The 13743-nt window shown below is 40.8% G+C and carries 10 protein-coding genes and 1 other RNA gene; 4 read left to right on the forward strand and 7 right to left on the reverse strand.

Annotation, left to right across the window (positions count from 1 at the left end; all coding sequences use genetic code 11):
* Nucleotides 1-66 precede the first annotated feature (66 nt).
* Nucleotides 67-1833: a bifunctional isocitrate dehydrogenase kinase/phosphatase gene (gene aceK, locus EV695_RS06755; RefSeq protein WP_131905197.1), complete on the reverse strand. Its 1767-nt coding sequence runs from the start codon at nt 1831-1833 to the stop codon at nt 67-69.
* Nucleotides 1834-2121: 288 nt separating this feature from the next.
* Between aceK and EV695_RS06760 the strand changes: the two genes are divergently transcribed.
* Both EV695_RS06760 and EV695_RS06765 read left to right on the forward strand, forming a co-directional pair.
* On the forward strand, nt 2122-4302 hold the full coding sequence (locus EV695_RS06760; protein WP_243651521.1) for a malate synthase G: 2181 nt from the start codon (nt 2122-2124) through the stop codon (nt 4300-4302).
* Nucleotides 4303-4495: 193 nt separating this feature from the next.
* On the forward strand, nt 4496-6241 hold the full coding sequence (locus EV695_RS06765) for an NAD-dependent malic enzyme (RefSeq protein WP_207906994.1): 1746 nt from the start codon (nt 4496-4498) through the stop codon (nt 6239-6241).
* Nucleotides 6242-6374: 133 nt separating this feature from the next.
* Here the strand turns inward: EV695_RS06765 and recR are convergent, their stop codons facing one another.
* The 4 genes from recR to ffs form a co-directional block, all read right to left on the reverse strand.
* On the reverse strand, nt 6375-6977 hold the full coding sequence (recR, locus tag EV695_RS06770) for a recombination mediator RecR (protein ID WP_131905200.1): 603 nt from the start codon (nt 6975-6977) through the stop codon (nt 6375-6377).
* 60 nt (nt 6978-7037) lie between these two features.
* Nucleotides 7038-7370, reverse strand: a complete 333-nt coding sequence (locus tag EV695_RS06775; RefSeq protein WP_131905201.1) for a YbaB/EbfC family nucleoid-associated protein — start codon at nt 7368-7370, stop codon at nt 7038-7040.
* Nucleotides 7371-7465: 95 nt separating this feature from the next.
* Nucleotides 7466-9535, reverse strand: a complete 2070-nt coding sequence (gene dnaX / locus EV695_RS06780; RefSeq protein ID WP_131905202.1) for a DNA polymerase III subunit gamma/tau — start codon at nt 9533-9535, stop codon at nt 7466-7468.
* Nucleotides 9536-9695: 160 nt separating this feature from the next.
* Nucleotides 9696-9792, reverse strand: an RNA gene (gene ffs, locus EV695_RS06785) — signal recognition particle sRNA small type.
* A gap of 125 nt (nt 9793-9917) precedes the next feature.
* On the opposite strand from ffs, the gene EV695_RS06790 reads away from it, so the two are divergent.
* Nucleotides 9918-10733: a DUF4184 family protein gene (locus EV695_RS06790; RefSeq protein ID WP_165874643.1), complete on the forward strand. Its 816-nt coding sequence runs from the start codon at nt 9918-9920 to the stop codon at nt 10731-10733.
* On the opposite strand, the gene EV695_RS06795 is transcribed toward EV695_RS06790, so the two are convergent.
* Together EV695_RS06795 and nagZ are read right to left on the reverse strand one after the other, a co-directional pair.
* Nucleotides 10722-11330: a hypothetical protein gene (locus tag EV695_RS06795; protein WP_131905204.1), complete on the reverse strand. Its 609-nt coding sequence runs from the start codon at nt 11328-11330 to the stop codon at nt 10722-10724. The genes EV695_RS06790 and EV695_RS06795 overlap by 12 nt on opposite strands.
* A 178-nt stretch (nt 11331-11508) precedes the next feature.
* Nucleotides 11509-12516: a beta-N-acetylhexosaminidase gene (nagZ, locus tag EV695_RS06800; protein WP_207906995.1), complete on the reverse strand. Its 1008-nt coding sequence runs from the start codon at nt 12514-12516 to the stop codon at nt 11509-11511.
* A gap of 317 nt (nt 12517-12833) precedes the next feature.
* Between nagZ and EV695_RS06805 the strand changes: the two genes are divergently transcribed.
* The gene (locus tag EV695_RS06805; RefSeq protein ID WP_131905205.1) at nt 12834-13628 is read left to right on the forward strand and encodes a hypothetical protein; all 795 of its coding nucleotides are present in this window, start codon (nt 12834-12836) and stop codon (nt 13626-13628) included.
* Nucleotides 13629-13743 lie beyond the last annotated feature (115 nt).

A 13743-nucleotide genomic window follows, 5' to 3' on the forward strand; every position in this document is an offset into this window, starting at 1 on the left:
TAGCTCCATATTCAAACCTCAGACTATCTTTTTAAGTGGCCTACCCTATCTGTGTGCCTGTTTGTTTTATTGATCAGATACTTCCCTTTGTAAACGATACTTCTGTGGGTATGGGAAAACATCTTCAAAAATGCCATTTTTGATATTTTCCTGTTTCTGTATCCAGAAATTAGCATCCAGTAAATCTGCATGATATTTCATAAATGCCGCTTTTATGTAGTCATTACCCAATAAAAAGCGCGCAAACTCCTCAGGAAAAACATCATTTGGTCCAACACTGTACCAGGGCTCTGCGGCCATTAACTCTTGTGAGTTTCGTGGCGCGGGTATTTTTCTGAAGTTGCAGTCTGTGAGATAAACAATCTCATCGTAATCATAAAATACAACTCGACGGAGTCTGGTTACACCAAAGTTTTTATACAGCAGGTCGCCGGGGAATATATTAGCTGCGCACAATTCTTTAATGGCATCTCCAAAGGATAGGATAAGTCTTTCGATTTCATCAAACTGTCCTTTTCTTTCTGCTTCTTCCAGGGCCATGTTTAAAGGCTGCATACGTCTTTCTATATACATGTGCTTAATTTTAAGTTGCTTCACGCCTTTGTGATTTTCAACAACCTGAATACTACTTTTACAGGTAGACTCAAGGTCTTTGAGTAAATCTTCAGTAAAACGATTAAGTGGCAATAAAACTTCTGAAAACTCGAGTGTATCGGCCATTCTTCCGACACGGTCGTGTCGTTTTACTAACTGATATTTTTCTTCTACCTGTTGCCGACTAATTTCTTTAGGTGGTGCGAAATAGTCTCGTATTAATTTGAACACATAGGGATATGAGGCCAGCGTGAATACAGACATCACCATACCCGGAATTCCGGGCGCTAGAATCAAGTCATCATCGGAGTAATCCAAATGATGCAAAAATCCTCTATAGAAGTCAGTTTTACCTTGTTTGTGTAGTCCGATGGATGAATACAGTGCTTCTTTTTTTCGCTGTGGCATCAATCTTTGCAAGAAGCTTACGATTGCAGAAGGTACGGGATGCTCAACCATAAAATAAGCGTATGAAAAACTGAATAAGCGCGATACTGAATCTTCCCCTATTAATAGCGCATCTGTGTAGATTCCTCCTTTTTCATTATTAAGCAAAGGGATAGCAAAGGGGTATTCGTTATGACCGTTGATAGCCTTACCTACGATATACGCTGCCTTGTTTCTATAGAAGAGCGCATTAATAACCTGAAATTGAAAATTCAAATCTGCATTACGATTATCATTTTTCATATACTTACAAATTGATTTTGCCATGTGACGGCAATCTCTATGGCAATTTTCAAACGGTATAGATAAGGGTGAGTGATTTAAAATGAGTTTTATCGCTCTGAAAAAACTGGTATTTGCCGGATAGTAGGCTTCATAAGTCGGCACTTCAGAGTCGATATATTCTGTCGCAACCGAACTTCTTAGAAATATATTGAGATTGGTATAAAACTCAATCGGGAAAATTCGACAAAAAACCGAATTAAAAAAGGTTTCAGCAAGTTCGGGTTGTTGGTGGTTCTGTAATAACAGAATGAAGTGACCCTTCACTTTTTTCCAACAATCCTGATCGAATGTTTCAGGTCGAGTGTCGTAGTTTTCTTTAAGATAATTAACCGTTTCTTTTACACGAGAATCATAAAATTCGATTCTATGTCGTGATGCTAATCTATCTGCTTTCCAGTCGGCGCTTTCAAATCTGGCTTGAGCCCCAGAGGTAATTTCAGTGAAAATTCGAAAGTGTTTATTGAATCCTTTAAGGATTTTTTTGGCTATTGTTCGAGATAGATTCATGCAATGACTATAGGTTAAGGGGACACTTTAGACAACATCCCGAATGGAATCGGCATTTACTAAGTCACCCCCCTACTTTGGAGGCTTTTTTTAGCTATTGTGCCGTTTTTATATCTCTAAGTAGTAATAGGAGCAAGCTTCATTATGTCTATAATTAATGATGATGGTTTTAATACACCAGATTACTTAATTCAATCTTACTTGCACATGCCCTCGAATGAGCTAACCTATAAACGCAATAAGAGCATCTAAATATTTAGATTACCTATAATAAATTAACAGAAAGTAATGAATATGACATCAAACGTACAGAAAGATAAATTACAAATAAGCCAAGCTATCTATGATTTGGTAACGAATGAAGTTCTACCAGGAACTGGTGTTGAGGAAGATCAGTTCTGGACAGGAATGCAAACTGTGCTCGAAGAGTTTGCTCCGAGAAACAAAGAACTTTTAGCTAAGCGAGATGATATTCAACAACAGATAGATACTTGGCATCAGCAAAATAATGGCCAGGAATTCGATCACAATGAATATAAGCAATTCTTAAAAGAAATTAATTATATTGTGGATGAAGTCCCTGATTTTGGTATTACAACAGAAAATGTAGATCCTGAAATTGCCACTATCGCTGGTCCGCAATTGGTTGTTCCTATCAATAATGCGCGTTTTTCGCTGAATGCTGCAAATGCCAGATGGGGAAGCTTGTTCGATGCTTTCTACGGTACAGATATCATTCCTGATGAAGGTGCACTTGCAAAAGGTAATCAATACAACTCGGAACGTGGCAAGAAAGTTATTGAATTAGCCAATGTATTTCTGGATAAGGTCTTGCCACTAACATCAGGCAGTCATAAAGATGTTGCTTCATATAAATTAATCGATAAAGACGGTCAAAAAAATCTTCAAATAACACTCGGTAATGGTGAAGTAACTGAACTACAAATCGCAGATTCTTTCGTTGGCTACACAGAAGAAGAATCAACGTCGACCTTATTGTTTGTTAATAATGGTTTACATATCGAAATTCAAATAGACCCAGCTTCGGTTATTGGTCAATCATCTGCCGCTGGTGTCAAAGACGTCATCATGGAATCAGCCTTAACGGCGATTCAAGATTGCGAAGATTCGGTAGCCGCGGTTGATGCTGAAGATAAAGCTCTGGTTTACCGAAACTGGCTTGGTTTGATGAAAGGCACGCTGGAAGAGAGTTTCGAAAAGAACGGCAAAACACTTAGCCGTAAACTTAATCCTGATCGCGAATACACAAGCCCTGCTGGGGATTCATTTAGTTTACCGGGACGAAGTGTTTTACTCGTTAGAAATGTCGGTCATTTGATGACGACTGACAGCGTCTTATTGAATGGCGAAGAAGTACCTGAAGGTATTCTAGACGGTTTGATGACAGCACTTATTTATATCCATGATATGAAAGGCACTGGTCCATACAAAAATTCTAAAAGTAATAGCCTGTATATCGTAAAGCCAAAAATGCATGGACCTGATGAAGTGCGTTTGACGGTTGATCTATTTGCGGCGATTGAGAAAGCTGTTGGATTGCCTGTTAACACCATGAAAGTAGGTATCATGGATGAAGAGCGTCGCACTACAGTGAACCTAAAAGCCTGTATTTATGAAGCACGCGAACGTTTAATCTTTATCAATACGGGTTTCCTCGATCGTACTGGTGATGAAATACACACAAGCATGGAAGCTGGATCATTCTTACCGAAAGCGGAACTTAAAGGTGAGCCATGGATTTCAGCGTATGAAGACTGGAATGTAGATATCGGTTTAGAGTGCGGTCTTCGCGGTAAAGCACAAATCGGTAAAGGTATGTGGGCAATGCCGGATCTAATGGCAGATATGCTAGAGCAAAAAATACAACATCCCTTAGCGGGCGCTAATTGTGCCTGGGTACCCTCTCCGACTGCAGCAACTTTACATGCTATGCATTACCATTATGTGAATGTTGATGAGGTTCAGGAGCAATTATCTAGCCGTGAAACGGCAAGTCTGGATGATATTCTAACAATCCCATTAACGCCTTCATCGTATGTTCTTAGTCGTGAAAAATTGATCGAAGAGCTGGAAGATAATGCGCAAAGCATGTTGGGTTATGTGGTTCGCTGGATCGATCAGGGCGTTGGTTGCTCTAAGGTGCCTGACACACGTAATGTGGAATTAATGGAAGATAGAGCAACATTGCGTATCTCGAGTCAGATTATTTCAAATTGGTTGCACCACAATTTATGTACTGAAGCACAAATCACCGATGCGTTTAAAAAGATGGCAGTACTGGTTGATGAGCAAAATGCTAAAGATCCGCTGTATGTACCAATGGCTCCTGCATATGACGGCATTGCATTCAAAGCAGCACTAGATTTAGCCATTAAAGGTGCGGCACAGCCAAATGGATATACCGAGCCATTATTGCACCACTATAGAAAAGTAAAAAAATCTGCGTAAATTAAATCTGTTTAAATTTAATGCAATACTGAATCCGTTTTGTATTAAATTATTATGAATTTAATCGTTAATAAATAACATCTGCTTAAATTTGGTCTACTATAATATTTTTATATAGATCCGTTTTTTAACCCAGTTATCTAAGCAAATTATTTAAGCAAATAAGAGGTGAATTATTAACACGCAGTTACCTTTGTCTCCATTCTTTGATGCAAAGTCAAAGAATGGAGAGAAATACCTAGAAGTATATTCCCGCGGCATTGAAGTTTTACGTTTAACAGCGTTAAACAAAGGCACGGCATTTTCTCAAGAAGAAAGAATCGAATTAGGACTAGAAGGTCTTCTTCCTCCTGTTGTTCTTACCTTGGAGCACCAAGTCGCACGTTTGTATAACGGCTTTAATGAACAGCCTGACGACCTGGCTAAATATCAATTTTTACGTGCGGTACAAGAACGTAATGAAGTATTGTATTACGCGCTAATTTCTTCATATCTGGAAGAAATGATGCCAATCATTTATACCCCAACTGTGGGTAAAGCTGTACAGAAATATAGCTCCATGTATCGTTCACCTCGTGGTTTAACTTTCACGGCTGAAAATATTTCGCGTGCTGATCAAATCGTTAATAACTACCCATGGAATGATGTTCGCATGATTGTTGCGACGGATTCGTCAGCAATTCTAGGTATTGGCGATCAGGGACATGGTGGCCTAGCCATTTGTATTGGTAAAATGGCGTTATATACAGCTGGTGGTGGCTTAAGCCCGTTTAATGCATTGCCAGTTGATCTTGACGTGGGCACTGATAGAACAGACTTAACTGATGACCCGGGTTATTTAGGTGTTCATGATAAACGTCTTACCGGTAAAGCTTATTATGATTTACTGGATGATTTTGTTGCAGCAGTGCAGAAGCGTTGGCCAAAAGCCATTATCCAATGGGAAGATTTTGCCAAAGACACAGCTTTCGCGGTATTAGAGCGTTATCGTAAACAGGTGCCTAGTTTTAACGATGATATTCAAGGTACCGGAGCGGTAGTACTGGCAGGATTGTTAAACGCCTGTAAGTTAAAAGGTGAAACTCTGTCAGATCAGCGCATAGTAGTTGTTGGTGCTGGTGCTGGTGGCGTTGGTGTTGCCAAAGTTATTCAGGATGGTTTGGTCCACGAAGGCTTAACGCGCGAGCAAGCCCGTAGCCAGATGTTTATTGTGGATGAGTTCGGATTAGTGATTGAAGGAATCAGTCCTGATGAATACAAAAATCCGATCAAACAAGACCCTAAAAATTGTGCTGACTGGGAAACTAAGGGTGAAATTCCTTCGTTGCTTGAAGTCATTCACAATGTGAAACCTACTGCCATGTTAGGTCTAACGGGTGTATCTGGTTTATTTACAGAGCGCGTGATTCAGGCAGTTGCTGAATACAATAAAAACCCGATCATATTCCCGCTTTCTAATCCAACATCGAATGTTGAAGCAGTGCCAGAAGATATCTTCAATTGGTGTTCAATGATTAACACTGGTGCTGATGCTTACCCTATTATTGCTTCGGGTAGCCCATTCCCTAATGTAGAGAGCCGTGGAAAATCGCATATTATCGGACAAGGTAATAATGCCTTTATCTTCCCTGGATTAGGATTTGCCTGTTCACTGGGTGAGTGTAAAGAAATCACTGAAGGTATGATTATTGAATCAGCACATGCACTGGCCAACTACACCAGTAAGCATCATTTAGAAGCAGGTAGAATCTATCCACCAATTGCAGAACTGCAGGCGGTGAGTCAGGATATTACAGAACGGGTAATGCGATTAATGCTGGATCAGGGACTGGTACGTAATAAAGAAATTACGTTTGAAAACTATATCGAGAAGATTGCCGAAAACTCGTGGAAGCCAGAGTATTTACCGTTTGTTGCTGCAGAGAAAAGCGAATCTTAAGATCGTATTTTATGTAGACCAAATAAAAAAGCGCTTATAAGTAGGGGGGTGGGTAATTAATTGCCACCCCCCTACTTTGAGGCGTTTTTTTTGATTTCTGTTAAGACACTACTATTTTTATACAGTAAAAAAATCAGTAGTTTCGGCGCCCATCAAAAGCATGTGAAAGCGTGCTACTGTCCACATAGTCCAGTTCACCACCCACAGGAACACCGTGCGCGATTCTGGTTGTGTTCACATTGTATTTGGCCGCCAATTCACTGATATAGTGAGCAGTTACTTCGCCTTCTACTGTAGGATTGGTCGCTAAAATCAGTTCTTTGATTGGCTCATCTTCAAGTCTTTTTTCTAATAAATCCAGACCAAGCTCATCGGGGCCAATTCCATCTAATGGGGAAAGTTTCCCCATCAATACAAAATAAAAGCCGCGATATGCCGTTGCTTGTTCTACTGCTAGTACGTCAGACGGATTTTCGACCACACACAGGGTTTCGGTAGCGCGTGATTTATCCGAACAAATTCTGCAAATCGAATGCTCAGTCAAGGTTCGACATAATGAACAATGGCCAATATTTTCAATGGCATTCTGCATGGCTGCTGCAAGCCTAAGTCCATTTTCTCGATCATGTTCGAGTAAGTGAAAAGCCATGCGTTGTGCAGTACGCGCACCGACACTGGGTAAACATTTAAACGCTACAACGAGCTCATTCAGCAATGCTGACTCAGTATCTGACATAATGGTTACTGTGGTTTAGTTGAGAAAAAATACGTTTTAAGAATGCTATTTGCTTAGATCTTAGAACGGTAGCTTCATTCCAGGAGGTAAATTCATGCCTTCTGTAATTCCAGACATTTTGCTTTTACTGGTCTCAGCCATTTTATGTGAAGCGTCGTTGAATGCTGCAGCAACAAGATCTTCTATCATTTCCTTGTCGTCATCAGCTATTAGACTGCTATCGATATTGACACGTTTACATTCGTGAGCACCATTGATAGTCACAGAAACAAGACCTCCGCCAGATTCACCTGTAACTTCCATTGCGGCAATTTCTGCCTGCGCTTTTTGCATGTCTTCCTGCATTTTTTGCGCTTGCTTCATCATTCCGCCAAGTCCGCCGCCTTTAAACATTGTTGTATCCTCTTTTTGCTATATTTTAAATACTAAAAAATTCTATTCTGTTTTAAATCATGGTTGTTGCTCATGATTCAGTAACTTAGATGGTGTTACTGTGATTTAGGTTCTATTGAACCGGGCACTATTTGTGCATTAAATCTGTTTTGAAGCTCAATAACAAAGGGGTCTGATTGTATATTTACTTCAGCTTGCTGCTGCGTTTCCTCTACTTTGCGTTGTGCTCTTTGTGCAGGTGTTTCATTATCCTTGTTGATGGCACCCGAATTATCAACCGCTTCAGTTTCTTGTACCTTTAGATCTAATCGGTAGTCTGCCCCATAATAATCGCATAAGGCATTCTTGATTTCTAATTCGATACTTTCAGCTAATAAACCTTCGCTGCCTTTATCCAGTGTAAGACCAATAATACCATCTTCCTGATGCGCTAACAGGCAGTGTTTAATCAATTCTGCCGCTCTACCACTTAAGCCTAAATTGGGGACAACTTCGTGCCAGGCAAGTTTTAATCTGTTTTTAATCTGTTCTGGATCGGGTTTCTCTAGAGGCTTTGCCTGTGTTTCAGTTTCAGAAGCTATGTTTTGATCTTTTTCAGGTTCAGCTATTACTGCTTCTGGTTCTAAAGCAGTGGATGTATTGGTAACGGCTTCTAGAAACGCACTCTTTTCAGTGCTTGATGGTTTTTCGCTATGAGTATCTGTTACGTGTGGAGTTTCTTCAGGCTTACTTTGACTAGGAGGTGTAGCAGATAAGTTATCGTAGTCTGGTGTTATATCCCAAGGTGGGGCTTCATCCATGGGTGGTGTAGGCATTTCAGGGGCAGCACTAGGGGCTGAATGTGATTGTTCTCTACTAACATCGTTACTCGTAACAGATTGAGGTTCTGGTTCTGCTGAAGGTTTTATTTGAGGTTCGGCAGTGCTAGCAAATTGTTCATTCGAAGCGGAATGTTGAGTAACAACCTTTTCATCATTTCCCTTACTTACGTATTCGTCATTCGCGACTGTTTTTTTTTTGCTTGAGTCAGAATCTGCAACAGTGGCAGACCCAGCAGCTTCTGTTTCTGATGTCTCTAACTGCATGCCGACTCTTAATGGTCTGAACGACAGCATTCGCAACAGTATCATTTCAAAACCACTTTTAGGGTCAGGAGATAACGATAAGTCAGATCTTCCCTGTAAAGCTATTTGATAAAACAACTGCACATCTTCTTTGCTCAGTTGTTGTGCGAGATTTTTAATACTGTCTTCGTCATTAATGGCATCAGGAACGACCTGTTGGACGGCTACTTGATGTAATACAGAAATCAGTGCATCACAACTGGCATCGAAGTCGGGGTTGATTGAGGCCAATTCATCGACTTGACCTAGAAGCGTAGCACCATCACCTGTTGCTACAGTTTCTAAAATAGATACTAACGGTTCATGAGAAACCGTCCCAAGCATGTCGCTAACCGCTTTTTCGGTGACTGTCTCTCCAGAGTAAGCAATAGCCTGATCAAGTAAGCTCAAAGCATCACGCATACTGCCGTCAGCGGCTTTGCCTAATAATTTAAGCGAAGGTTCTTCAAAAGCGATTGTTTCCTGTTCTAACAGGTACGAAAGATGTGAGGTGATTTTCTCTAAAGGCATACGCTTTAGATTGAATTGTAAACATCTAGATAACACCGTCGCAGGCAACTTTTGTGGATCAGTTGTTGCGAACAGGAATTTAACGTGTGGTGGTGGTTCTTCCAGAGTTTTCAATAAGGCATTGAAACTATGCCCGGTAAGCATGTGCACCTCATCGATGAGGTAGACTTTGAAGCGCGCTCTGGTCGGTGCATATTGGACATTTTCGAGTAATTCGCGAGTATCTTCAACCTTGGTTCTAGACGCCGCATCGACTTCAATTAAATCAAGAAAGCTTCCTGCAGCAATTTCTAAACAACTATTACATTTACCACAGGGTTTGGAAGTAACACCAGTTTCACAATTTAGGCATTTGGCAAGTATTCGTGCAATGGTGGTTTTACCCACTCCGCGGGTTCCGGTAAACAGGTAGGCATGATGCAGGCGGTCGCTATCTAAAGCATTGATTAAGGCTCGTAATACGTGCTCTTGACCGACCATTTCTGTGAAATTTTGCGGTCGCCATTTTCGTGCTAATACTTGATAACTCATGAGAGAATCATAAATGAATCAGGCGAATAACAATAGTAAAATCAGGCATTTCAAATGAAAAATGTCACCCCCCTACTTTGAGGCGTTTTTTTCTGATATTTGGGTGGGATTTTAAATGGGTATACAGAACAGGAAGATGTTTTGATTAGCTGGAGGTGACTCACACCAGCTACACCTCGGCACCCGAATCCACTACTACCGTTGCTCCCTTCCGGGCCTGGCGGGGTTCGCAGCTTATCGTCGCGAGAGAACCAATGTGAGTCTCCACAGATAGACAACTAATTCTGCAATGTAACCGTTTAAACAGGTGATTATTGCAGAGCGGCGCATTATGAGGGAAGATTGCATTTTTGACAATAGCTCAATAACAAAAAGCCTATTTATGCCATTTACTGTTTCACATACTGTTGCTGTTATCCCCTTATATAAGTATTTGGGAAAGTATGGCGCAATGTCGCCTCTGATTATCGGAAGCATGACGCCAGATATTGCTTATATAACTCCATTTTTAGTACATCAACGTATGGATAGTCATTCCCTGATTGGCTTGTATTTATTTTGTATTCCCATGGGTTTAACCGTGTACTTTTTGTATCACTTTTTGATGGCGCCAGTGATAACGTCGGTTTTGCCAAAATTTATTCAAAAGCACCTAGGCAGTCATTTGTTTCAGGGCAAGTTACCAGACATTCCAAGTCACGTATTGGTGTTGTCATTAGTGGTTGGCGCATTAACCCATATCATCTGGGACTTTTTTACGCATGAGACCGGATTACCACAATTCATTCACTGGATGGATGTTCCGTTAACGGCAATCGATGGTTATGACATTATGCCTTATCGTGTATTACAGCATTTTAGTTCATTATTTGGTTTGGCATTGTTGGTGTTCTGGGGAATGAGATGGTTAAACAGAAATAAAAACCAAACGGCTAAGATTACTCACAATACTGCAGATAGTGGTTGGCGAGCTTCGTCATCATTAAAGATGACTGCATTTTTAGTTGTGGCTATTTCTAGTGTACTTGCGGGGGTGTTTTTTGGTTTAAAACACATGCCCGAAACCGAAGTAATGTATGGTTTATATGGCGCTCAGGTATTTTTGAGATTTGCCATTGTCGGTGGCGCTACGGCATTTTTAACCAGCACGATGGCGATGGGCTTGTACTATCAATACCGGATTCGTTCAGGATTTTAAGCGTGCTTTAATCACATCCATCAGCACATCAAAATCAAATTTACGCTTTTTTTCAAGAATGGTTTGATGGTGCTGTAAGTCCGCCGCTAATATCTGAATGTTCTCACGTGCTTTAGCTTGTTGTTCTGATGTCATGTGTGCCGCATCTTGCGCAATTTTGTCTACGAATTGTTGCAAAGCATCAAGCGTGTGGATGAAGAAAGTCCGCATATTGTTAATGAGGTCATCTTTTTTAGCATTAACCTGATTGGTGTTTTTATCGTCTTTGATCGATGCAACTTTGAAGCTTAAATCATCTAATATTTGTTTTGCCTGAGACGTTAATGGCTGCATTTGAGAAGACCATTCCTGGGGTAATTTATCTGTGCTTTGTATAATTTCGGCGTAAGTGTCGAAGCCTTTTTGCAGCATTTCAGGTAAGTGTTTTTTATTTTCTTTATCTTTCCATTGCTGTTGCTTTTCGGCGGCGAGTTCTGCACTTTTCTTGTAGGTTGAAACTAGCACTTTCTTGATTTTTCGATATACGAAATACGACACTAATCCAAACAGCAATGTGCCGAAGATGATGAGTAGAGGGAAAAGTGTAAATCGAAACATAGTTGTAATATAAGGCTCAAATGTAATGAATCAATGCAGAGAAGGTTTTCAGTCTATTATCAATCACTTTATATTGGCGTCAAAGTAAAGGGTTAATTAACATAAGCCACCCCCCTACTTTGAGGCCTTTTTTAGAGGTAATTAGAGAAGACGTTTCATCGAACAACTCTAAATAGCGTTAAACAAGTGCAGTAATATCATCTACGGTCTCTGCCCAGCGAGTAGTATCTAATAAAGCGGAGCGATTCATAAATGGTTCACCCTGCATACGCATCAACCGTTGTGATGACTCTTCACTGTGTTTTATTTTTGCGTTGTTTAATACTTCTAATGCGCCCGCACGATTATTGCAAACAAGCACCATGTCACAACCCGCGTCAATGGCAGCTTCGGCGCGTTGCGCGTAGTTACCCATGACAGAAGCGCCTTCCATGGTTAGGTCATCACTAAAAATTACGCCATCAAAATTTAATTCATCGCGCAGTACTGTTTGTAACCAATACGGTGAAAAGCCGGCGGGTTTATCATCTATTTCTTTATAAATGACATGCGCTGGCATCACGGCATCCAGTCCCTGTTTAATCAAGTCTGCAAACGGAATGATATCTTCCTGCCAGATTTCTTCTCTACTACGCGTATCAACGGGAATTTCATGGTGAGAATCTTCTGTGACAGCGCCATGGCCCGGGAAGTGTTTGCCGGTCGATGCCATTCCGGCTTCTCGCATGCCTTTAATGTACTTTGTTGCCAAGGTTGAGATTGTTTTAGGGTTACGGTTGAAAGAACGATCACCGATGACTTCACTCACACCAAAATTAACATCAAGAACAGGTGCAAAACTGAAGTCTATGTCCATTGCCCTGACTTCTGCAGCCATTAACCAGCCATGTGAATAAGACTTTTCTTCAGGGTTTGTTGATTCAGCTAATGTTGCGATTGCTGGTAACGTAGTGAATTCTGTTCTAAATCGTTGTACACGCCCACCCTCATGATCCACACAGATAAGCAGCGATTTACCTTTTGTTGCCTGGCGTACATCGGCTACCAATCGAGACAATTGTTCTACCGATTCGTAATTTCTACTAAAAAAAATGACTCCACCGACTAAAGGATGATTTAGTAGTTCTTTTTCTTCGTTTGTTATTTCCAGCCCATCTAAGTCGAGCATTACAGGTGCGATACCCATCGTATTCCCCTTTGTATTTCTGTGTAGTTCTATGATTTATAGATTTTTACCAGTATACAAAATTAATCTAAATTCTATTAATTATTTATTAGAAGATGTGCATTACTCTGGTTATTGTTTAGGAAAAGAAAGACCGGTAAATAGGCAAATATGTCGTCTATCCTTGATTAAATAGAGAGTGTATCTCTGAATGGATAGATTGCTTTTTAACGAGAAGTTATAGTTGATTTAGCTATATTAGCATATTAGAATATTGATAAATTAGGTTTTGCTACTAATCCCTTATTACTTTCATAATACACGCTAGGAGTTTTAAAATGAAATTACGTATCGCTACTTTTGCAGCATTGGTCGCTCTATCAGGAACAGCATCAGCTAACTGGTGGGATGGTTTTAATAATGGAAACGGTTCGGGCAATGGTTATGGTAATGCCGCTGGAAATACTTCAGGCGCAGGTAATGCAACTGGAAATGCAAATGGTTCTGGTCAAGGATGGGGAACAGGTAAAGGCGACGCTGATGGCGAAGTTGATTTCAGCATAAACTTTAAAGGTAAAGGCAAGACTGATATGGATACTGCTGGCAACCTAACAGGTTCTGGTCAAGGCGCAGGTAACACAGCGGGTAATATGGACGGCGCTGGCAACACTGCTGGCAATATGTATGGTTCTGGTCAAGGCCAAAACAGTGGTAATGGCTACGGTTCTAACATGCCTTGGAACAATAATAGCAATATGCCATGGAACAATAACGCAAACATGCCGTGGAATAATAACAACTATGGTGGATACAACGGTTATGCTCCGCAGATGCAAATGCCGCAACAGCGCATGATGCGTCCTCAAATGCAGCAAATGCCTCAGCAACGTATGATGCCACAAACTCGCATGATGGCTCCTGCTTATGCCGCTCCAAGTTATGAGCAAATGCAAGCTCAAATGGAAGCGCAACGTAAGCAATATGAAGCATTTGCCAAGCAAATTGCAGCCCAGCAGAAAGCAATGTCTATAGCGCATCAAAAAGCGCAAGCTCAACAGAATGCTCAGGCACAGCAAAAAGCACCTGCTGCTGCAACTACTGCACCTGCAGCGCCAGCAGCTAAAGCTGAATAAGTGATTAGTTAAATTGAGTTAAATACAGTTGATCATAGCGAAAGTAAGGCTTTGATCTAACGTATAAGCATAAGCCGCCAAGCAGTGATTGTTTGGCGGCTTTTTTGTGCCTGAA

The sequence above is a fragment of the Cocleimonas flava genome (genome assembly GCF_004339015.1).
GTDB lineage: Bacteria > Pseudomonadota > Gammaproteobacteria > Thiotrichales > Thiotrichaceae > Cocleimonas > Cocleimonas flava.